Below are 21,557 nucleotides of genomic sequence, written 5' to 3' on the forward strand. Positions count from 1 at the left end.
AGCTTCTCCACCGACGAAACCCGCTGCCCAGACCGCGAGGAGACGCCATGAGCGCCCAGCCCGTTGACCGCCCGTCGCAGAACGTCCTGAACACCCCGCTCGCCGAGCTCGACCCGGAGATCGCCGCCGTCCTGGACGGCGAGCTCGCGCGCCAGCGCGACACGCTCGAGATGATCGCGTCCGAGAACTTCGTCCCGCGCGCCGTCCTGCAGGCGCAGGGCTCCGTCCTCACGAACAAGTACGCCGAGGGCTACCCGGGCCGCCGGTACTACGGCGGCTGCGAGCAGGTCGACGTCGCCGAGAACCTCGCGATCGCCCGCGCGAAGGCGCTCTTCGGCGCCGAGCACGCGAACGTCCAGCCGCACTCCGGCGCCACCGCGAACGCCGCCGTGCTCCACGCCCTCATCAACAAGGGCGACAAGATCCTCGGCCTCGAGCTGGCCCACGGCGGCCACCTCACGCACGGCATGAAGATCAACTTCTCCGGCAAGCTGTACGACGTCGCGGCGTACGGCGTGGACCCGCAGTCGTACCGCATCGAGATGGACGAGGTGCGCAAGCAGGCGCTCGAGACCCGTCCGGACGTCATCATCGGTGGCTGGTCCGCCTACCCCCGCCACCTCGACTTCGCGGCCTTCCGCGAGATCGCGGACGAGGTCGGCGCCAAGCTCTGGGTGGACATGGCGCACTTCGCGGGCCTCGTCGCCGCGGGCCTGCACCCGTCCCCGGTGCCGTTCGCGGATGTCGTGTCCTCCACCGTGCACAAGACCATCGGCGGCCCGCGCTCCGGCTTCATCCTCAGCAAGGAGGAGTACGCCAAGAAGATCGACTCCGCCGTGTTCCCGGGCCAGCAGGGCGGCCCGCTCATGCACGTCGTCGCGGCGAAGGCCGTGTCGTTCAAGATCGCGGCCTCCGACGACTTCAAGGACCGCCAGGAGCGCACGCTGCGCGGCGCGAGCATCATCGCCGACCGCCTCGCCCAGGCCGACGTCGCCGAGGCCGGCGTGTCCGTCCTCACGGGCGGCACCGACGTCCACCTCGTGCTCGTCGACCTGCGCCACAGCGCGCTGGACGGCCAGCAGGCCGAGGACCTCCTGCACGAGGTCGGCATCACCGTGAACCGCAACGCCGTGCCCTTCGACCCGCGGCCCCCGCGTGTCACGTCCGGCCTGCGCATCGGCACGCCCGCGCTCGCGACGCGCGGCTTCGGCGACACCGAGTTCACCGAGGTCGCGGAGATCATCGCGACCACGCTGCGCGAGGGCTCCGCGGCCGACGTCGAGTCCCTGCGCCGCCGCGTCGAGGCGCTCACCGCCGACTTCCCGCTCTACCCGGAGCTGCAGCAGTGACCGCGCAGATCCTCGACGGCAAGGCCACCGCCGCCACGATCAAGTCCGAGCTGCGCTCGCGCGTCGCCGCGCTGCGCGACCGCGGCGTCGTCCCGGGACTGGGGACGATCCTCGTGGGTCAGGACCCCGGATCGATGTCCTACGTCGCGGGCAAGCACCGCGACTGCGCCGAGGTCGGCATCGAGTCGATCCGCGAGGACCTGCCCGCCGACGCCACGCAGGCCGACGTCGAGGCGGCGATCGACCGCCTCAACGCCGACCCGGCGTGCACGGGTTACATCGTGCAGCTCCCGCTGCCGCGGGGAGTCGACACCAACGCGGTGCTCGAGCGGATCGATCCCGCCAAGGACGCCGACGGCCTGCACCCGACGAACCTCGGTCGTCTCGTGCTGCGCGTCAACGAGGCCGTCACCTCGCCGCTGCCGTGCACGCCCGCCGGGATCATCGAGCTCGTGCGCCGGCACGGCATCGACCTCGCGGGCAAGGACGTGGTCGTCGTCGGTCGTGGCACCACCGTGGGCCGCTCGATCGGCCTGCTCCTGACGCGCCGCGAGATCAACGCGACGGTGACCCTCACGCACACGGGGACGCGCGACCTCGAGGCGCACCTGCAGGGTGCGGACGTCATCGTCGCGGCCGCCGGCGTCGCGGGCTTCGTCAAGCCCGCGCACGTCAAGCGGGGTGCGGTCGTGCTCGACGTCGGCGTGAGCCGCGTCGTCGAGCCCGAGACGGGCAAGGCCCGGCTGCGCGGCGACGTCGACCCCGGCGTCGCCGAGGTCGCGGGCTGGCTCTCACCCAACCCGGGCGGGGTCGGACCGATGACGCGCGCGATGCTCCTGGCCAACGTCGTCGACACGGCGGAGCGCCCCTTCGCCTGAGGGCAAGAGCGCTAGGGTGCGGCCATGAGCCGCGCCGCCGCGCCCCGGACCCCCCGCACGCGGGCCGCCGTCACCGCCGCCTACGGGGTCCAGGGCGCGGGGTTCGCCGTCGTCCTCACGAGCATCCCTGGGTACAAGGACCGCCTGGGGATGGGGGACGACGTCGTCACGCTCGTCGTGCTCGGCGTGTGCGTGTGCGCCGGGCTGGGCAGCGCGCTCTCGGGCGTGGTGTCGGCCCGGCGCGGGTCGCGGGTCGTCGTGGTGGGCGGGCTCCTGCTGGCGGCGCTCGGTATCGCCGGCGCCGGCGCGGCGCCCGCCTGGCCGCTCTTCTTCGCGGCGCTCGCCGTGTACGGCCTCGCGCTCGGGTCCGTCGACGCGGCGATGAACATGCAGGGCATCGACGTCGAGCGGGCCTACGGTCGCAGCCTGCTCGCCTCGTTCTACGCGGGCAACGCGGCAGGCGGCGTGCTCGGCGCGCTCGCCGTGTCGGGCGCGGCGCTCGTCGGGCTGGGACAACCGGTCGCGCTGCCGCTCGTCGCGGTCGTCGTGGCGGTGGCAGCGGTCGTCCTCTCGCCGCGCCTCGTGCCCGGTCGCGGTGCGCTGCCCGACGGCGCGCCCGCGGAAGTGCGGACGACGTCGCCCGAGGTGTCCCGCACCGCGCGTGACGCGTCGGCGACGGCCCCCGTGCCGGACGCACTGGGTAACGAGCACGGCGTGGCAGCGCCAGGCGCGCGCGTGGCCGCCGGGACGATCGCGCTGCTCGGGGTCGCGATGGTCGCGTTCCCCGTCGCGGACTCGGCGATCTCCAGCTGGAGCGCCACCTTCCTGCGGGACGTGCTCGCGGCCAGCGCCGTCGTCGCGCCCCTCGGGTACGCCGCGTACCAGGCGACCCTCATCGTGTCGCGGCTCACCGGGGACCGGCTCGTCGGACGGCTGGGCCGCGTGCGGGTCGTGCGGTGGGGCGGCGCGCTCGGCGCGCTGGGCTTCCTCGCGGTGGCCGCCGCCCCGGGCTGGCCCGTGGCAGTGCTCGGCCTCGCGGTGACGGGATTCGGGCTGGGCGTCGTCGCGCCGCTCGCATTCTCGGCCGCAGGTGACCGTGCGCGCGAGGCGGTCGCGGCGGCACGTCCGACACAGACGGGCGCTCTGCCGACGGGACCCGCGGCGGACGCCAGGACGGCTGGGGGAGCGACGACGGCGGTCGTCCCCGGCCCGGTCGGCGCGGCAGCGGACGGCTCCGTGGAGTCCGTGACGGACCGTGCCGTCGCACGGCTCAACGTCTTCACGTACGTCGGGGCCGTGCTCGGCGGCGTGCTCACCGGAGTCTTCGCGACGGCGGACCAGCTGCGCGCGGGGTTCGCGGTCCTCGCCGTCCTCGCGGCCGTGTCCGCGGTCCTCGCCGGCCGGTTCCGGCCGGTGGCTGCGGCGGTCGACGTGAGCGGGGCCACGCTCGCGCGCTGACCGCGACGTGGGCGGTCCGTGATGAGATGTCCCGGTGCCCGCGGCCGTCGTCGTCGCGTGCGCTCCGCCACCGAGGAAGGACCTCCGCTTGCTCACCGTCGCCACCGCCAACGTCAACGGGATCCGCGCCGCCGTCCGCCGAGGGATGGACGCGTGGATCGCGTCCCGGACCCCCGACGTGCTGCTCCTGCAGGAGGTTCGCGCGCCCGACTCGGTCGTGCACGAGCTGCTCGACGGCTGGCACGTCGCGCACCAGGCGTGCGACATCAAGGGACGCGCGGGGGTGGCCGTCGCGTCGCGCCTGCCCGTGCGGGCGGTGCGCGTCGGCCTCGGGGCCGAAGGGCCGGAGGCGCCCGTCGACACCGGCCGCTGGGTCGAGGCGGACCTCGAGCTGCCCGACGGGTCGACGCTCACGGTCGTCAGCGCCTACATCCACTCCGGCACCGTGTCCCAGCCCGAGACGATGACGCAGAAGTACGCCTACCTCGAGCGGGTCACGGCACGCCTGCGCGAGCTCTCCGCCGACGGGCGCCGCGCGGTGCTCGCGGGAGACCTCAACATCGCCCACCACAACGCCGACATCAAGAACTGGAAGGGCAACCTCAAGAGCGCAGGCTTCCTGCCCGAGGAGCGCGCGTACGTCGACACGTGGCTCGACGAGATCGGGCTCGTCGACCTCGGACGCGTGCACGGCGGCGAGGGCCCCGGCCCGTTCACCTGGTGGTCGTGGCGCGGGCGCGCGTTCGACAACGACTCCGGGTGGCGCATCGACTACCAGCTCGCGACGCCCGCGCTCGCCGAGCGCACCGTCAAGGTCGAGGTCGACCGCGCGCCGTCGCACGAGGAGCGCTGGAGCGACCACGCGCCGGTCGTCGTGACGTACGACCTCTGACCACTGGCCTCTGTGCTCCGACTGCGCGACGGCACCATGCGCTCAGGGCTCTCCGGGGCGTCCGTGCCGGGTCTACCCTCCGCGCCGCTCGTTCCTCGCGGCGCTCCCGCCAGACCCGCCACGACCCGGCACGGCTGCCCCTCCGGCCCTGAGCGCCCTTCTCGTCTCACCCGCGTGAACGCCACGACCGGCCACCGGCAGCGCCTCGGGCTCTGAGCGCCTTCCCCGTCCGCGCCACGTCGCCATCCGGCACGTCTGCCCGACGCGTCACGGCAGGTGCGAGCCGGACCGCCTGGCAAGGGCTTCTCGCGGCGGTCCGGCCCGTCTGCTCAGGCGACGGCGCCGGCCGGTGCCGACGGGACCGCGAGGAGGAAGCCCGGGGCGCCGAAGCCCTCGCGCTCGAACGCGGCGCGCACGGCGTCGGCGACGGCCTCCGCGCGGTCGGCGGCGACGAGCGCGATCGCCGAGCCGCCGAAACCTCCTCCGGTCATGCGTGCGCCCAGGGCGCCGGCGACGCGTGCGGCCTCGACGGCGACGTCGAGCTCGACGCTCGAGACCTCGTAGTCGTCGCGCAGGGACGCGTGCGACGCGTTGAGGAGCGGTCCGATCTCGTCGACGCGGCCGTCCTGCAGGAGCGCGACGAGGTCGCGGACGCGGCCGATCTCGGTGACGACGTGGCGCACCCGGCGCCGGGAGACGTCGTCGGGCAGCTTGTCGAGCGCGACGTCGAGCGTGCCGGCCGGGTCGTCGGACGACGCCGCGGCGTCGGCGAGCTCGCGCAGCGAGGCGAGCCCCAGGCTCTGCGCCGCGGCCTCGCACGTGTCGCGTCGCTGGGCGTACTGCCCGTCGACGAGCTGGTGCTCGGCGCGCGTGTCCATGACGAGCACGGCGAGGCCCGCGGCCCCGAGGTCGAACGGCTCCTGCTCCGCGGACTGCGTGGGGTCGAGACCGGGTCGGCAGTCGAGCAGCAGGGCGTGACCGACCTGGGCGCGCAACGACGCGGACTGGTCCATGCCCCCCGTCGGCGCCCCGGCGACCTCGTTCTCGGCGCGGATGCACGCCGTCGCGAGGGTCGCACGGCCGGCGTCGGACGCGGCGAGGCCGAGGCCCGCGACGTCGTCGAGCGCGACGGCGACCGCGCACTCGAGCGCGGCGGACGACGACAGCCCCGCTCCGAACGGCACGCACGAGTCGACCGCGGCGTCGAAGCCTGGGACCACTGCGGGGTCCGCGCCCGTCGCGGCGAGGTGCTCGCGCAGCGCCCACGCGACGCCGGCGACGTACGCCCCCCAGCCGGAGACCGCGCCGGGGGCGACGTCGTCGAGCGTCGTCTCCCACACCGCGCCGGGTGCCTGGGCGGAGGCGAGGCGCACGACGCCGTCGGTGCGCGGGCGCAGCGCGACGTATGTCCGGTGCGGCAGCGCGATGGGCAGGCACAGGCCGGCGTTGTAGTCCGTGTGCTCGCCGATGAGGTTGACGCGGCCCGGCGCGCTCCACACGCGCAGCTCGTCGCCGGGGCTGTCGCTGTCGTCGCTGGTGCCGAACGCCTCGGCGAACACCGTGCGCGCGCGGGCGGCGCCCTCGCCCTGCTCCCACGCGGGGACCCAGCCCCGCGCCGTGCCCGCCGGGGCGAGCTCCTGCAGACGTGCGGCGATCCGCTCGGGGGTCGTGTCGCTGATCCACGCGCCCATGCCGGACTCGGAACCGGCGAGGTACTTGAGCTTGCCCGGCGCACGGAGGACCGAGAAGACCTGCAGGTGCAGACGCGTGAGCGTCACGTCGTCCGTGCCGCCGTCCGCGACCGAGCGGCCCTCGTGCGCCGGAGCCTGGTGCCACGCGGCGATGTAGGGGAGGGGGATGGGGTCGCCGTCGGCCGTCTCGAAGAACCGGTCGAGCCGCCGCAGGAGCTCGAGGTACGTCGTCGCGAGGTCGTCGCGCTCGGCGTCGGTCAGGGCGGGCAAGTCGGGCACGTCACGGCGCGGTGCGACGTGCACCTCGACGGGCCACTTCGCCGCGTACGGCACGTAGGCGACCCAGTGCTCGGTCTCGAGGACGACGCGGCGCCCGTCGGCGAGCTCCGAGTCGAGGATGTCCCGCAGCAGGTTGCGGCCCGTGCGCTCGTGGTGGGCACGGGCCTGGGTGAGCAGTGCCCGCGTGCGCGGGGTGACGTACGGGTAGCCGTAGATCTGCCCGTGCGGGTGGTGCAGCGTGACGCCGATCTCCTGGCCGCGGTTCTCGAAGCAGAAGACCTGCTCGATGCCCGGGATCTGCCCGAGCGCCGCCGTGCGGTCGGCCCACGCGTCGATGATCGTGCGGACGCGCTGCGGAGGCAGCGCCCCGAACGACGTGTGGTGGTCGCTCGAGAAGCACACGACCTCGCAGCGCCCGGCGGCCGGGCCGTGGACCTGCAGGGGAGCGTCCTGGACCCGCTCGTCACCGATCCCCGGGACCCGCTGGAGCGACGGGAAGCGGTTCTCGAACACCGCGACGTCGTAGTCCGTGTCGGGGATCTCGCCGTCCGAGTACGCGCTGCCGGGCCGCGCGGGGCACAGCGGGCACGAGTCCGCAGCCGGGAGGAACGTGCGGTTCATGCGGTGCGCCGCCATCGGGATCCAGTCGCCCGTCAGCGGGTCGAGACGCATCTCGGGCCCGGTGTACGGGTGGGCGACGCCGTCCGGCCCGGGCACCGGGGCGAACCGGTCGGGCAGCGGGCGCGGGTCGTCGAGGCGGCGTGTGCGCTCGCCCGAGACGTACTCGGGCGAGTCGTCGAAGTAGACGAGGTCGCGGCCGTCGGCGAGGTGCGTCGCCGTGCGGCGCAGGTGCTGGTTCATGGGTGCGAGGGCTTCCGTCGGTGGTGCGGGGTCTGGGGTGCGGGTCTGGCGCCGGGTCGCCGTCTGGCGCCGGGTCGCCGGGGGTCAGGCGAGGACGAGCTGCTCGACGAGGTCGCGCACCCGTTCCTGCTCGCCCGCGGGGAGCGCGGAGTCCGTGACGAGCACGTCGACGTCCGCGAACGACGCGAAGACGCGCAGCCCCGTCGTGTGCCACTTCGTGTGGTCGGCGAGGACCACGGTGCGTCCGGCGGCGTCGATGAGCGCGCGGTTCGTCGCCGCCTCGTCGAGGTTCGGCGTGGTGAGACCGACGTCCGGGTCGATGCCGTGCGTGCCGAGGAACGTCTGGTCGACGCGCAGCCCGGCGAGGGCGGCCTCGGCGAGCGGGCCGACGAGCGCGTCCGACGGCGTGCGCGACCCCCCGGTGAGGATCGTCTCGAGCCGGGGGTCGTTGGCACGGTGCAGCGTCTCCGCGACGGGCAGCGAGTTGGTCACCACGGTGAGCGGGCGCAGCGCGGGCGAAGCGGCGATCTGCGCGGCGAGCAGGTGCGTCGTCGTGCCCGCGCTCAACGCGATCGAGGACCCGGGCGCGACGAGGCGGGCGGCCGCCTCGGCGATCGCCTGCTTCTCGTCCGTCTCGCGTGCGCGCTTCGCCGCGAACCCGGGCTCGTGCGACGTGGTGTGCGGGGCCACCGCGCCCCCGTGCACCTTGCGGACCAGGCCCTGGTCCGCGAGCTCGAGCAGGTCGCGCCGGATCGTCATGTCCGAGACGCCGAGGTCTCGGGTCAGGTCGCCGATCCGGACGGCACCGCTCGCGCGGACCTCCGCGAGGATCCGTTCGTGGCGCTGTGAGGCGAGCATGCCGACAGTATCGTCCAGCCGGCAGGATAAATCCAACACGATCCAACACGATTGAACACTGGGTTGCGGGTCAGGTTCCTCCGCGCAGTGCCGCGACCGGCTCGATCGCCGCAGCCTTGAGCGCGGGGTACGTCCCCGCGAGCAGGCCCACGACGCCGCCGAGGCACGCGGCCCCGAGCGCCATGCGGACGTCGAGGATCGGCGTCCACTCCTGCACGACCGAGACGACGACGACCGAGAGCACACCCAGTGCCGACCCCACCAGGCCGCCCAGCAGACCGATGACCACGGACTCCACGACGAACTGCCCCGCGATGTCCCGACGCGTCGCGCCGAGAGCGCGCCGCAGGCCGATCTCGCCCACGCGCTCCATGACGGACAGCAGCGTGACGTTGGCGATGCCGAGACCGCCGACGACCAGCGCGATGGCGCCCAGCGCGAGGAAGATCGCGTTGACGTCCGCCTGGACGTTCTCCTGCAGCGCCGACCCGGAGCTCGGTGCCATGACCGAGAAGCCCTCGGGGGCGTTGGGGTCGAGGGCGACGGGCACCTGACGGGCCACGACGCTGCCTGCGCCCGTCGCGATGCGGATCTGGAGCTCCTCGGGGGCCACGACCCCGAAGTCGGCCCGCGCGGTCCCCGCGGGAAGGATCACGGCGTCCAGGAGGTCGGTCCGTCGGCTCATGCCGTCGACGATCCCCATGACCGTGTACGACTGCTCGCCCACGAAGACCGACGGCTGGCTGTCGACCCGGTTGATGCCGAGCCGCTCGGCGGCGCGGACACCGAGCACGGCGACCCGGTCGGCCCGCGCGTCGTGGCCCGCGTCGAAGATGCGTCCGGTGACGACCTCGCCGCGGACCGCGCCGAGCAGTCCAGGACTGGCCGCGACGACGTCAGGGCTCGGCTGCGCGGCGACCGACGGGTCGTTCACGGGCACGGCCGTCACCGTCCGACCGGACACGTCGACCGGCGCGACGACCCCCGCCTCCTCGACCCCGGCCAGGCGCAGGACCCGCTCGCCCGCGTCCCAGGGGATGCGGGCGATCGCGCGCTCCTCCCCGGACATCAGCATGGTGGTCTCCGGCTCGACGACGACCTGCGTCGCGGCCACGGCGTCGAACTGCTTGCCGATCTGCCCGGCCGCGGTCTGCGCGAGGCCGACCGTCACGACGACCGACGCGATGCCGAGCACCGTGCCCAGCACCGTCAGCAGCAGGCGGCCCGGCCGCGCGCCGATGCCGTGCGCGGCCTCGGCGAAGAGATCACGCAGGCCGAACCGGTCCCGGCCGCGACCACGCACGGCGCGGACGCGACCCCGCCCGCGCTCGGTGTCGCTCCGGTCGCGCGCACGACCCCACGGCGGCCTCACCGGTCCAGCTCCTCGAGGCGGCCGTCGGCGATCCGGACCCGGCGCTGCGCCCGGGCGGACACGACGGGGTCGTGCGTGATGACGGCGAGGGTCAGCCCGTCGGCGTGGAGCTCGTCGAAGAGGTCCATGACCTCTCCCGAGCTGGCGGAGTCGAGGTTCCCCGTCGGCTCGTCCGCGAGCAGGAGGTGCGGCGCGGCGACGATCGCCCGCGCGACCGCGACGCGCTGCCGCTCGCCGCCGGAGAGGGTCGTCGGCTGGAACTGCGTCCGGTGCGTGAGGTGGACGCGCTCGAGGGCGGCGGTCGCGCGGGGCACCCGCTCGTCGCGGGGCACACCGCTGTAGAGGGTGGCCAGCAGCACGTTGTCGAGCACGGTGCGCTGCGGCAGCAGGTGGAACGACTGGAAGACGAAGCCGATCCTGCCGCCCCGCAGCGCCGACCGCGTCGCCTCGGAGGCGGTACCGGTCGGCACGCCGTCGAGGAGGTACTCGCCGTCCGTCGGCCGGTCCAGCAGGCCGAGGATATTGAGCAGCGTGGACTTCCCCGACCCGGACGGGCCGATGATCGACAGGTACTCGCCCGGGTCGACGCGCAGGCTGACGTCCCGCAGCGCCTCGACGACGGGCGGCCCCGGGAAGCTGCGGGTGACGCCGACGAGATCGACCACGGGGGGCGGTCCCGCGGTCGGTCCGGGTCCGGCGGGGGCTGCGTGCTCTGCGGGCTCTGTGGGCTCCGTGGTCGACGGCCCGGTGCCGCCCCGCTCCTGGAGGCCCGGCAGGCCCAGCTCGGTCCAGGTCACTCGCCGACCACCACCAGGTCGCCCTCGTCGAGCTCGCCGTCGGCGGAGACGATCTCGACGAAACCGCCGGCCGCGAGGCCGGTCTCGACGTCGACGAGCTCGGTCTCGGCGGAGTCGTCCGACCCGGACGACCGCTGGACCTCGACGCGCGACTCGCCGCCGGGTCCCGCGGTGAGGGCCGCGAGGGGCACCGCGAGCACCTCGCCGCCCGTGGAGCTCACCGGGACGCGCACCCGGACGTTCTGGCCCTGGAGCGCGCCGACCTGCTCCGGCGTGAGATCACCGGGCGCGAGGGTGACGACGAACCGTCGACCCCCCGCGGCGTCACCCGCGCCGTCGCCCGTGTCGCCGCCCTCTTCGCCATCGCCGCCCCCGGTGCTCGTCTCGATGGAGCTCACCGTGGCGGCCACCTCCGAGTCGTCCGGGAGGGTCACCGTGGCGGGGGCTCCGACCTCGAGCAGCTCGGCGTCGGACGCCGCGGCCGACGCCTCGAGCACGAGCGTCGCCCCGGAGACCGACATGACCGGGCCCTCGACCGTCCCGCCGCGCTGGACGAGCACCTCGTCGACGCGACGCGGGAGCCCGGCGAGGAAGAGGACCTCGCTCACGGGGAGCGGCGTGAGGGTCTGCGTGCCCGCCTCGGCGAGCGCCTCCTGCGCGTCCGCGAGCTGGCGGCGCGCCGACTCGACGGCAGCCGACTCCGCGCTCGTCTCGCGCGGCCGGTCGAGCGCGGCGCGCTGGGCCTGCGCCAGGCGCAGCGCGTCCTCGGCCCCGGGGACGTCGCCGCCCTCCGTCGTCGCCGCCGTCAGGGCGCGCTCGGCGGCACGGACCGCGTTGTCGCTCTCGAGCTTCTCGACGTCGCTCGCACCGGCCTGGGCCGCGGTGAGCGCGGCCTGCGCGGCGTCCAGCGAGTCCTGGGCCGCCCGCACGCCCTCGCGCGCCGAGGAGACGGCGAGCTCCGCCTCCTCGTCGGCGGACGGCGCCGGATAGCCCACCTGGGCGTACAGCCGCTCGACGGCGGCCGCGGTCGCCGCGTCGTACCGGTCGTCGTCGGCGCGGCCCGGGTCGATGCCGACCGCCGCGAGCGCCGCCTTGAGCTGGAGCACGTCGGGCCCGGAGACCCCCGCCCGGAGCGTGCGGTACGCGGGCAGCTCGCCCGGGAGGACGACGACGGGCCGGCCGGCGATCTCGAGCGCGACGCCCGCCGGGCCGAGCTCGGCCCCGAGCTCGGGGACCTGGCCCGTCACGACGGCCGGGCCACCGAGGTCGCCGGTCTCGATCTTCACCGACACCGCGTCGTCGTACGTCGCGTCGGCGCGGAGCGTGACGTCGTTGGCGATGACGCGCTTCTCGACGGGGACCGTGATGGCGCCGGCGGCCGGCGGCTCCGCGTCGGCGGCGGCCTGTGCGGGGGACACGACGAGCCTGCTGAGCAGGATGCCGGCGACGAGGCTGAGGGCGGCGACGCCTGCCACGAGGACGATGAGCCGGTTGCCGCTCAGCGCGAAGGAGCGCCGCGGGCGCCCCGCGTCGGGCGGGTCGGCGGGGGCAGGCGTCGCCAGGGTGTCGACACCCGTTCCCGGCGCTCCTGGTCCATCGAGGCCCTGGCCGGACGCGCTCACTCCTGGGCCTCGGCGACGAGGTCGCGGATCGTCTCGAGCGTGTCGGCGTGCTCCTCGACGAAGGCGGCCTCGAGGTCCCGCTGGACGTCCTGGTAGGTCTTGTCGTAGGAGACGTCCTCCTTGCAGGTGTGGTCGGCGACCGCGGTGTCCCGCTCGAGGTCCTGGATCTCCTTCATCTGCTCCTCGCTCGGCCCCTCGGGAGAGTCCGTCTCCCACATCGCGTTGGAGCGCTCCATCATGTCGTCCATCGCCTCCTGCGGCGTCGAGTAGCCGCTGAAGCCGGCGTCGGCCATGCACTCGGCCCAGGCCGTCGTGACGTCCTCGAGCCGCGGGTCCTTCTCGATCTCCTCGTAGAGCTGTGTCGTGGCGTCGTTGAAGGCCACCATCTCCTCGCTCTCCCACAGTGCGTTCTGGGCGCCGTAGACCTCTTCCTGCGCGGCGCCCTGGCAGCCGGCCTGCGCCGGGTCGTACTCGGGCATCTCGGCGTCCTCGTCGTACTCCATGCTCGCCATGTCGCCGTAGAGGGCCTCGTAGTAGGCCGTCTGCTCCGACTCGGACATCGCGTCGACGTACTCCTGGTTGGGGTCGACGTAGGCGTCCATCGCGGCCTGCTCCTCCTCCGACATCTCCGGTTGGAGCGAGAAGCCGTAGCCGTACTCGGCGGCGTACTCGGCCGGGTCCTGGTCGGAGGTGTCGAACGAGAAGGTGGACTGCGACTGGTCGACGGGCTTGTACTCGAAGCCCTGCTCCGTCATGCAGCGTGCCGTCGCCTCCTCGATCTCCATCGCCTCGGCGTTCGCCTTCTCCTCGTCGTACTCCCCGTAGACGTCCTCCCAGAAGTCCGCGAGGGGGCCGTCGGTACCGGTGTCGGAGGCTTCGCCCGAGCCGCCGCAGGCGGTCAGCAGGAGGGCGGCACCGAGGACGAACGACGTCGTCGCGGTGCGGCGGGCGAGTGAGGGTCGGGCCACGGGAGTTCTCCTTGGTCAGGGCCGTCGTCCCGGGGGTCCCGAGCATCTGGCCGTCGTGCGGCTGTCGTGAACGATGACGTGCGAGGTGGTGCGGCGGTGCAGGTCGTGCGGGGTCGTCGGAGGAGGAGGGCGAGGTCAGTAGCGGATCGCGTCGATCACCTTGACGCGGACCGCGACGAGGGCGGGGATCAGCCCGGCGAGCGCCCCGACGCCGGCGGCGGCGAGCAGCCCGGTGACCGCGGCCGACACGGGAAAGGCCGGACGGTCCTGGACGGCCGAGCCCATGAGCTGGTCGATCGGGACGTTGTGGAGCGCCACGACGGCGACGCTCACCCCGACCACGCCCGCGACGAGGGTCGCGACGACGCTCTCCATGAGCACGGAGAAGAAGACGCGGCCGGAGCTCGCGCCGAAGCTGCGGCGGATGCCGATCTCGCGGATGCGGTAGCGCACGGTCACCAGGCCGATGTTCACGAGCCCGAGCCCGCCGAGCAGGAGCGCGATCGCGCTCACGCCGATCACGACCCACCGGATCGCGCCGTCGATGACGTCGTAGGCGGGGGAGTCCATCCGGTAGACCTCGACCTGCGTCCCGGGGATCGCGGCGGTGACGTCGCGCCGGATCGCGTCCGTGAGGGGGTCCGCGAGGTCGGGCGGGACCCACAGCTCGAGCGACGGCGGCCCGCTCGTCATCAGGGACTCGGGCGTGGCCCACCGCGCCTGGGCGCTGACGAGCACGTAGGCCTCGGGCGTCATGCCGGGCCAGGGGTCCGGGTAGGAGCCGACGACGGTCGCCACCACCGGGTTGTCGCCGCCGATCGTGACGGTGGGGTGGTCGGCCACGCGCACGCCGCCCATCGCGTCGAGGAAGCTCTGGTTCACGACGAGCGCGGGGGACAGGCGGTCCTCGTCGGCCTCGGTGAGCCATCGCCCGGACTCCACCTCGAACCGGTGCATGAGGGCCCACCCGGGCTCGACGCCGTTGGTCCACACCTCCTGCGCCCCGTCGGGGAAGCGCATCGTGGCCGGGCTCGACGTGCGCAGCGACGTGTGCTCAACCTGGTAGCGCTCGACGACCTCGTCGAACACCGCGACGTAGTCGTCGGGCGAGGGCTGCTCGGCACCAACGGGCCACGCGGAGACGTTGAGCGAGGCGGGCCGGCCGCCGTCGCGCTCGGTCGTCTCCGCGGACACCTGCCGCAGCATCGCGCCCGCCGCGGAGATCGACGTGATGGCGCACACGGCGACCGCGACGCCGACGAGGGCGAGCAGCACGCGCAGCCGGTGGACCCGCAGCTCCTCCCACGCCTCGATGACGGCGCCCACGATCCCCGTCACGCGGCGTCACCCCCGCGCGACCGTGCGCTGTCGACGAGCAGGGGACGGGCGACGTGCTCGGCCTGGTGGTCGTCGTCCGTGCGGTCGTGGGTCCGGTCGTGCGTCCGGCCTGCGACCGGCTGCCCCTCGACGGACGGGACGCCACCGGGGTCGCGCGTCGCGCCGTCGGACAGGGCGGCGAGCGCCCCGAGCGACCCGGCGCTGCGGGCGCTGATGGCGATGGGCGTGAGCACGCCGTCGGCGAGGCGGAACTGGCGCGAGGCGCGCGAGGCGACCGCGAGGTCGTGCGTGATCGTGACGAGCGCGGAGCCGTTCTCCCGGGCGATCGTGTCGAGCAGGACCATGACCTCGGTGCCCGTGTCGACGTCGAGCGCCCCCGTCGGCTCGTCGGCGAGGATGACGCGCGGGACGCGGACGAGGGCTCGGGCGATGGCGACGCGCTGCTGCTCGCCGCCCGAGAGCTTCTCCGGGCGCGTGTCGAGCCGGTCGCCGAGCCCGACGCGCTCGAGCATCTCTGCCGCGAGGGTGCGTCGGCGCCAGAACTGGCGACCGCGCGCGTAGAGCAGCGGCGCGACCACGTTCTCGAGGGCCGTGCGGCCCTGCAACAGGTTGAACTGCTGGAACACGAAGCCGAAGTCGGCGCCTCGTCGCCGTGCCCGGGCGCGCCCCGACAGCCGGCCGACGGGCACGCCGTCGAGCAGGAGCTCGCCCGCGGTCGGGGAGTCGAGGAGCCCGAGGAGGTTGAGCAGCGTGGACTTGCCGGTGCCTGACCGGCCGACGACCGACACGTGCTCGCCGGCGTCGACCGTGAGGTCCACACCCCGCAGGATCTCCAGGACCCGGTCGTCGGGCAGCCGGACGGAGCGCGTCACGCCGTGCAGCTCGAGCAGGCTCATCCGACGAAGACCTCGCCGGTCGCGCCGCCCTCGACCGGGGCGACGTCCTGTCCCGGGACGAACTCGAGGACCTCGTCGCCCTCGGCGAGCCCTTCGACGATCTGGACCTGCGACCCGTCGGTGAGACCCAGCGTGACCGGGCGCTCCTCCGGCTCGCCGTCCTCGCCGAGGACCCAGACCTTGCCCTGCTCGACCCTGCCGAGGACCGCGGTCACCGGGAGGACGAGGGCGCCCTCCGCCGAGCCGGCGGTGATCTCGAGCTGGGCGGCGAGCCCGGCGAACACCGTCACGTCACCCGGGACGGCGCAGGTCACGGACGCGGACCCTCCCGTCGCGGCAGGGTCGGCCGCGGGGTCCTCGGGCGCGCCGGAGGTGGTGGCTGCCGACCCCATGCGCAGGCCCGTGCAGGTGAACGGTGCGGGCCCGCCGGTCACGGTGACGGTCGCGTCGGTCGGGATCTGCAGGAGGCGGAACTGCTGGTCGGCCAGGAGAGAGCCGGTGGCGGAGAGCGTCCCGGGGGAGATCGTCGCGAAGTCGTCGCCGACGGCGACCTCCTGGTCCACGAGCGCCGTGAACGTCGCGACGGTGCCGGCGGTCGTCGCGGTGACGGTCTCGCGCGTGACCTTCGGCCGCCGCTCGGTGACGGTGACCTCGCCCGTCTCGGGGTCGGTCTTCGTGAGGGGCTCCTGGGGCTCGGTCAGGGTCACCTCGAGCAGGGGCGCACCGGCGGCCACGACGTCGCCGGGCTTCGCGTGCACCGCGGTGACCGTCCCGCGCTGCGTGACCTTCTGGGTGGTCGCGGGATCGGCGACGATCTGCCCCGTGACGGTCACGGTGTTGACGATGTCCCCCGTCGCGACGGCGACCTGCGGCTCGACCAGCTGGGCGGAGGGCGTCGCGGGGTCCGGCGGGGTCTCGGGTGCCGACCGGAACGCGATGACCGCGAGCGAGACGGCGATGACCCCCCAGACCAGGAGTCGGAGTGCGGGGAAGACGAACCGGCGGGTGATACCCACGAGCGGGCTCCTGTGAGGACGGGGCGGCCAGGACGGCGGGACGGACGCCGACGACGGCGACCCGGCACGAGGCTAGGGCGGTCCGGAAGGCGCCGTCCTCATCCCTCGGGTGGAGATCCGTCGCGCGCACGTACGCCTCAGGTCATGCCCGGGCAACGGCGCGAGGGCTGGAGGCGTCTGCTGACAGAGAGCGCCAGGGGTCCCGAGGGCCGTGCCCACGGGACGCGCAGCGTCGAGCACGCGGTGTCCCGGTGCACGTCGCAGACGTGCGGACAGCGACGACGGCACGCGTCGACCCCCTCTTCCGACCCCGCAGGGTCGCCCCCTGGCGAATTGGGGGAGAGGCTATACCATCCCGTGGCGTGCCGACCAGAGCGTCTGGACGGGCGTCCCGTCCGGTGCCCCGGACGGGTCAGACGACGGAGACCCCGAGGCGACGACCCGCGAGGCCGCGCGGGCGCCGCGCCAGGCCGCGTGCGACGTCGTGCAGCGCGACGGCCGCCGCGGAACCCGGGTGGGACAGGACGACGGGTGTCCCGCCGTCGCCCGCCTCGCGCAGCGACACGTCGAGGGGGACCTGACCGAGGAGCGGGACGTCGGAGCCGACCGCGCGCGAGAGGTTCTGCGCGACCCGCTCGCCCCCGCCGGAGCCGAAGAGCTCGAGCCGTGACCCGTCCGGCTGCTCGAGCCACGACATGTTCTCGACCACGCCGACGACGCCCTGCTGCGTCTGCGTCGCGACGGAGCCCGCTCGCTCGGCGACCTCGGCCGCCGCGACCTGCGGCGTCGTCACGACGAGGATCTCGCTGCCCGGCAGGAGCTGCGCGACGGAGATGGCGATGTCGCCCGTGCCGGGCGGGAGGTCGAGCAGGAGCACGTCGAGGTCGCCCCAGTACACGTCCGCGAGGAACTGCTGGAGGGCGCGGTGCAGCATCGGCCCGCGCCACACGACCGGCTGTCCGGCGGGCACGAACATGCCGATCGAGACGACCTTGACGCCGTGCGCGACGGGCGGCAGGAGCATCGAGTCGACGCGCGTGGGCTGCCGGTCGACCCCGAGCATGCGCGGGATCGAGAAGCCGTAGATGTCGGCGTCGACGACGCCGACGGAGAGACCGTCCGCGGCGAGCGCGACCGCCAGGTTCGCCGTCACGGACGACTTGCCGACGCCGCCCTTGCCCGACGCGATCGCGTACACCTTCGTCAGCGAGTCGGGCTGCGCGAACGGGATCACCGGCTCGCCGACGCCGCCGCGCAGCATCGTGCGCAGCTCGGCGCGCTGCTCGGCGCTCATCACGCCCAGGTCGACGCGCACGTCGTCGACCCCGGCCACCGCACGGACGGCGGCGTCGACGTCGCGCACGAGCGTGTCGCGCATCGGGCACGTCGCGACGGTGAGGTCCACGCCGACGGTGACCAGCGCCCCGCGGCCGTCGCGCTCCTGCGTGTCGACCGAGCGCACCATCCCGAGATCCGTGACGGGTCGGCGGATCTCCGGGTCGAGGACGGTCGCGAGGGCGGCGCGGACCGCGTCCTCGAGGGGGGCGGCGGGAGCGTCGGGCATGGCTCCATCGTAGGTGCGGGCGGGTGCGGGCGAGCCGTACTACCGTGCACGGATGGACGCCCTCGCCTCCCTGGTGCGTGACAGCGAGCTGTTCGGTGACGCGGCGCGCAGCGCGCCGCCCGATGCGCGCGTCCCGTCGTGCCCCGAGTGGGTGGGCGCGGACCTCATGTACCACCTGGCGGAGGTGCAGGACTTCTGGGCCCGCGTCGTCGGCCCGGAGCCGGGCCACGGGCTCGACGGCGACGACGTGCCGCCCCTCGCGCGCCCGGCGTCGGACGCCGAGCTGCCCGCGCTCCTCCAGCGCTCCACGAGCCGCCTCGTCGCGGCGCTGCGGGGACGCGACCCCGACGAGCCCTGCTGGTCCTGGCACGAGGAGGGGCGCCACGTCGGCTGGGTCCTGCGCCGCCAGGCGCACGAGGCGCTGATCCACCGGGCCGACGCCGAGCTCACGGCGGGCCGCGACGTCACGCCGGCAGACCCGGTCGTCGCCGCCGACGGCGTCGACGAGGTGCTCGCCGTCATGGTCGACGGCGTCCCTGGCTGGGGCGTCTTCACGCCCGACGGCGCGACCGTCTCCGTGGTCGTCGACGGACCGGGGGAGACCCCGCGGAGCTGGGAGCTCGCGTTCGGGCGGTTCACGGGGACGGGGCCGGAGTCGGGCACCGCCTACGACCTCGACACGGCCCAGCTCGTCGACCTCCCCGGCTCCACCACGACCCAGGTCGCCGGGCCGGCGTGGGCGCTCGACCTGTGGCTGTGGGGCAGGGGCACCGCGGACGGGCTCACCGTCGCGGGGGACCCCGCGCTCGTGGACCGGCTGCGTCGCGTCGCCGCGGAGGGGACGCGGTAGGAACCGCGTCGACATCGACCCGAGCGTCCCGAGATCGACCCTCCGAAGGTCGACCTGGCGACGGGCGGGTCGATCTCGCGGCTCAGTCTCGCGCCGGCGCGTCCTCCTCGTCGGTGGCCGGCCGCGCCGACTTCTCCTCGAGCTCCTCGAGCAGGTTGCGGATCTCCGACCGGACGAAGTCGCGCGTCGCGACCTCGCTCAGCGCGATGCGCAGCGCGGCCATCTCGCGCGCGAGGTACTCCGTGTCGGCGAGGTTGCGCTCGGCGCGCTGGCGGTCCTGCTCGGCGGTGACGCGGTCGCGGTCGTCCTGGCGGTTCTGCGCGAGCAGGATGAGCGGCGCGGCGTACGACGCCTGGAGCGACAGCATGAGCGTCAGCGCGGTGAAGCCGAACTCGGCGGAGTCGAAGCGCAGCCCCTCGGGGCCCCACGAGTTCCAGACGATCCACACGACGCAGAAGATCGTCAGGTAGATGAGGAAGCGCGGCGTGCCGAGGAACCGCGCGATGCCCTCGGTCGCCCGGCCGACGGCGTCCTGGTCCATGCGGTTGCGGGGCAGGAGCGTGCGCCGTGCCGCCTTCGGCGTGTCGAGACGCTCAGCCACGGGGCGCCTCCGTCCGGGCGCGGGGTGTCGTGCCCGGGCTCAGATCCTCCGGCCGGTGCTCGACCTCGAGGTCGTCCGTCTCGCGCCAGTCCTCGGGGAGCATGTGGTCGAGCACGTCGTCGACGCTGATCGCGCCGAGGAGGCGCTTCTCGGAGTCGAGCACGGGGACGCACAGCAGGTCGTACGTGGCGAGGATGCGCGTGACCCGACCGAGCGGCGCGTCGGGCGCGATGCCCTCGACGTCCGTGTCGAGCACCGACCCCACCGCGGCGTGCGGGGGCTCGCGCAGGAGCCGCTGGAAGTGCGCGACGCCGAGGAACCGACCCGTCGGCGTCTCGAGCGGGGGGCGCACGACGAACACCATCGACGCCAGGGCGGGCGCGAGGTCCTTGCGCCGGATCTGCGCGAGCGCCGTCGCGATCGTCGTCTCGGGCCCGAGCACGACCGGCTCGGTCGTCATGAGACCGCCCGCGGTGTCCTCGGCGTACGCGAGCAGACGCCGCACGTCGCGCGCCTCGTCGGGCTCCATGAGCTCGAGGAGCTGGGCCGCCTGCGCCTCGGGCAGCTCGTGCAGGAGGTCCGCGGCGTCGTCGGGCTGCATGGCCTCGAGCACGTCCGCGGCACGGCCCGTGTCGAGGCCCGAGAGGATCGCCACCTGGTCGTCCTCGGGAAGCTCCTCGAGGACGTCCGCGAGGCGCTCGTTGTCGAGCGCGCCCGCGACCTCGAGGCGCCGCGTGTCCCCGAGGTCGTGGATCACGTCCGCGAGGTCCGCGGGCTTGAGGTCGTCGTACGCGGCGAGCAGCATGGCGGCACCCTGGGCGGCTCCGGTGCGCCCCGCGAGACCGGTGACCGCGCCGGTGTCGACGACGACGGCGTCCCCGCGCCGCCGCAGGCGCAGCGTGCCCTTGTGCTCGCCGGTGCGCCGGACGTACAGCTTCGCGACGAGCCAGTCGCCGGTCCGCTGCCGCTCGATCGCGAGGTCCTCGATCGTGCCCGTGCCCGAGCCGTCGACGAACTCGACGCTCCGCTCGAGGAGCTCGCTCAGGGCGAGCGTCTCCATGGCGCGCTGCTCGAAGCGGCGCATGTTGACGAGACCCGTGGAGATGACCTGCCCGCTGTCGATGCTCGTGACGCGCGTGAGCGGCAGGAACACGCGACGCCGGCCGGGCACCTCGACGACGAGGCCCACGGCCCGGGGCAGCCCTTTGGGACGCAGGAGCACGACGACGTCGCGCACCCTCCCGACCTGGTCGCCGATCGGGTCGAACACGCTGGTCCCCGCGAGGCGCGCGACGAAGACGGTGGTGGCTGCACTCACGCCGCCAGCGTACGCACCTGCCGCACGCGGCGCGCCGGAAGCCCGCCCCGCGCGGCGAGGCGGGCCGGGTGGCACCGTACCGCCGTAGCGCGGCACCCACGAGTAGGACAGACTGGGCGAATGAGCATGTCGCGCCCGAACGTCAACCCCCGAGTCCCCACCCTCCCGCGCGGCGAGGAGGTCGCGTCCTACGCGACGTACCTCGAGGCCCAGAAGGCCGTCGACTACCTGTCGGACAACAAGTTCGCCGTCGAGGTCGTGACGATCGTCGGGACCGACCTGCGGATGGTCGAGCGCGTCACCGGACGGCTCACCTACGGTCGCGTGGCGCTCGCGGGCGCGGCGTCGGGGGCGTGGTTCGGCCTGTTCGTCGGGCTCCTGCTCTTCATGTTCTCCGGCTCGGGCGGCTACGTGCTCACCGGCATCGCGATCGGTGCGGGCTTCGGCCTGCTGTTCTCCGTGCTGTCGTACGCGCTGACCCAGGGCAAGCGCGACTTCACGTCCCAGAGCCAGATCGTCGCGTCGCGGTACGCGATCCTGTGCGCCACGGAGCGCGCGGGCGACGCTCGCCAGCTGCTGGCCCGCATGCCCGAGGGTGCCGGCGGGGTCCGCGCGCCCGCCGTTCCCGCGAACCCCACCTGGGGCTCGCCGACCGGGGTGCCGCCGCAGCACCAGGCCCCGGTGCCGCCCTCGGCCGGCCAGGCCCATCCTCCGGTGGCGCCCCCGGCAGCGCAGCCGGCGAGCCAGGATGCGCCGACGCCGCCCCCGGCCAGGACGCCCGACCCGCGCTGGACCACGCCCTCCGGCGAGCCGCGCTACGGGGCGATGCGCCCGACGTCGGGCACGGCGGACGCGCCGGAGCAGGCCGCTCCGCAGAACTCGGCCGAGCGGCCCGCCGACCCGACGCCCCCGGCCTGAGGCCGGGCGGCGCGCCCGACGCCGGGCGGAG

Annotated in this window: 18 protein-coding genes and 1 pseudogene; 6 read left to right on the forward strand and 13 right to left on the reverse strand. The window is 74.5% G+C overall.

The window, feature by feature from the left end; all coding sequences use genetic code 11:
• Positions 1 to 47 precede the first annotated feature (47 nt).
• From glyA to V5D56_RS10075, 4 genes are all read left to right on the forward strand, one after another.
• Positions 48 to 1,349 (forward strand): serine hydroxymethyltransferase, encoded by a 1,302-nt coding sequence (glyA, locus tag V5D56_RS10060; protein ID WP_435738871.1) that lies wholly within the window; start codon positions 48 to 50, stop codon positions 1,347 to 1,349.
• The gene (locus V5D56_RS10065) at positions 1,346 to 2,227 is read left to right on the forward strand and encodes a bifunctional methylenetetrahydrofolate dehydrogenase/methenyltetrahydrofolate cyclohydrolase (RefSeq protein WP_435738872.1); all 882 of its coding nucleotides are present in this window, start codon (positions 1,346 to 1,348) and stop codon (positions 2,225 to 2,227) included. The genes glyA and V5D56_RS10065 overlap by 4 nt, the downstream gene beginning before the upstream one ends.
• 24 nt (positions 2,228 to 2,251) lie before the next feature.
• Complete coding sequence (locus V5D56_RS10070; RefSeq protein WP_435738873.1) at positions 2,252 to 3,685, forward strand: MFS transporter; 1,434 nt, start codon at positions 2,252 to 2,254, stop codon at positions 3,683 to 3,685.
• A gap of 88 nt (positions 3,686 to 3,773) precedes the next feature.
• A complete protein-coding gene (locus V5D56_RS10075; protein WP_435738874.1) occupies positions 3,774 to 4,577 on the forward strand; it encodes an exodeoxyribonuclease III in 804 nt (267 codons plus the stop codon).
• A 329-nt stretch (positions 4,578 to 4,906) separates the two neighbouring features.
• Here V5D56_RS10075 and galK read toward each other — a convergent pair whose 3' ends face one another.
• The 11 genes and pseudogenes from galK to V5D56_RS10130 all read right to left on the reverse strand — a co-directional run bounded on the left by galK (position 4,907) and on the right by V5D56_RS10130 (position 17,839).
• Positions 4,907 to 6,136 (reverse strand): galactokinase, encoded by a 1,230-nt coding sequence (gene galK, locus V5D56_RS10080; RefSeq protein WP_435738996.1) that lies wholly within the window; start codon positions 6,134 to 6,136, stop codon positions 4,907 to 4,909.
• A 69-nt stretch (positions 6,137 to 6,205) separates the two neighbouring features.
• Positions 6,206 to 7,408: pseudogene (gene galT / locus V5D56_RS10085) on the reverse strand (galactose-1-phosphate uridylyltransferase); the annotation flags it as partial.
• A gap of 84 nt (positions 7,409 to 7,492) precedes the next feature.
• Entirely contained in the window at positions 7,493 to 8,266 is a 774-nt protein-coding gene (locus tag V5D56_RS10090; protein ID WP_435738875.1) for a DeoR/GlpR family DNA-binding transcription regulator, read from the reverse strand.
• Positions 8,267 to 8,336: 70 nt separating this feature from the next.
• Positions 8,337 to 9,569: an ABC transporter permease gene (locus V5D56_RS10095; RefSeq protein WP_435738997.1), complete on the reverse strand. Its 1,233-nt coding sequence runs from the start codon at positions 9,567 to 9,569 to the stop codon at positions 8,337 to 8,339.
• 65 nt (positions 9,570 to 9,634) lie between these two features.
• Complete coding sequence (locus tag V5D56_RS10100; RefSeq protein WP_435738998.1) at positions 9,635 to 10,303, reverse strand: ABC transporter ATP-binding protein; 669 nt, start codon at positions 10,301 to 10,303, stop codon at positions 9,635 to 9,637.
• Between the two features lie 128 nt (positions 10,304 to 10,431).
• Entirely contained in the window at positions 10,432 to 12,057 is a 1,626-nt protein-coding gene (locus V5D56_RS10105; protein WP_435738876.1) for a hypothetical protein, read from the reverse strand.
• Positions 12,054 to 13,025 (reverse strand): hypothetical protein, encoded by a 972-nt coding sequence (locus V5D56_RS10110; RefSeq protein WP_435738877.1) that lies wholly within the window; start codon positions 13,023 to 13,025, stop codon positions 12,054 to 12,056. The genes V5D56_RS10105 and V5D56_RS10110 overlap by 4 nt, the downstream gene beginning before the upstream one ends.
• A gap of 135 nt (positions 13,026 to 13,160) precedes the next feature.
• Positions 13,161 to 14,363: an ABC transporter permease gene (locus tag V5D56_RS10115; protein WP_435738878.1), complete on the reverse strand. Its 1,203-nt coding sequence runs from the start codon at positions 14,361 to 14,363 to the stop codon at positions 13,161 to 13,163.
• A complete protein-coding gene (locus V5D56_RS10120; RefSeq protein ID WP_435738879.1) occupies positions 14,360 to 15,259 on the reverse strand; it encodes an ABC transporter ATP-binding protein in 900 nt (299 codons plus the stop codon). Before V5D56_RS10120 ends, V5D56_RS10115 begins: the two co-directional genes overlap by 4 nt.
• Positions 15,256 to 16,275: a secretion protein HlyD gene (locus V5D56_RS10125; protein WP_435738880.1), complete on the reverse strand. Its 1,020-nt coding sequence runs from the start codon at positions 16,273 to 16,275 to the stop codon at positions 15,256 to 15,258. Before V5D56_RS10125 ends, V5D56_RS10120 begins: the two co-directional genes overlap by 4 nt.
• A gap of 412 nt (positions 16,276 to 16,687) precedes the next feature.
• Positions 16,688 to 17,839, reverse strand: coding sequence for an Mrp/NBP35 family ATP-binding protein (locus V5D56_RS10130; RefSeq protein WP_435738881.1), 1,152 nt, complete (start codon positions 17,837 to 17,839; stop codon positions 16,688 to 16,690).
• Between the two features lie 52 nt (positions 17,840 to 17,891).
• Between V5D56_RS10130 and V5D56_RS10135 the strand changes: the two genes are divergently transcribed.
• Positions 17,892 to 18,689, forward strand: coding sequence for a maleylpyruvate isomerase N-terminal domain-containing protein (locus tag V5D56_RS10135; protein WP_435738882.1), 798 nt, complete (start codon positions 17,892 to 17,894; stop codon positions 18,687 to 18,689).
• Positions 18,690 to 18,771: 82 nt separating this feature from the next.
• Here V5D56_RS10135 and V5D56_RS10140 read toward each other — a convergent pair whose 3' ends face one another.
• Positions 18,772 to 19,290 (reverse strand): DUF1003 domain-containing protein, encoded by a 519-nt coding sequence (locus V5D56_RS10140; RefSeq protein ID WP_435738883.1) that lies wholly within the window; start codon positions 19,288 to 19,290, stop codon positions 18,772 to 18,774.
• Complete coding sequence (locus tag V5D56_RS10145; RefSeq protein ID WP_435738884.1) at positions 19,283 to 20,608, reverse strand: magnesium transporter MgtE N-terminal domain-containing protein; 1,326 nt, start codon at positions 20,606 to 20,608, stop codon at positions 19,283 to 19,285. The genes V5D56_RS10140 and V5D56_RS10145 overlap by 8 nt, the downstream gene beginning before the upstream one ends.
• A 120-nt stretch (positions 20,609 to 20,728) precedes the next feature.
• On the opposite strand from V5D56_RS10145, the gene V5D56_RS10150 reads away from it, so the two are divergent.
• Positions 20,729 to 21,526 (forward strand): general stress protein, encoded by a 798-nt coding sequence (locus tag V5D56_RS10150; protein ID WP_435738885.1) that lies wholly within the window; start codon positions 20,729 to 20,731, stop codon positions 21,524 to 21,526.
• The last annotated feature ends 31 nt before the right edge of the window (positions 21,527 to 21,557 follow it).

This window comes from Cellulosimicrobium sp. PMB13 (assembly GCF_051294865.1).
Classification (GTDB): domain Bacteria; phylum Actinomycetota; class Actinomycetes; order Actinomycetales; family Cellulomonadaceae; genus Cellulosimicrobium.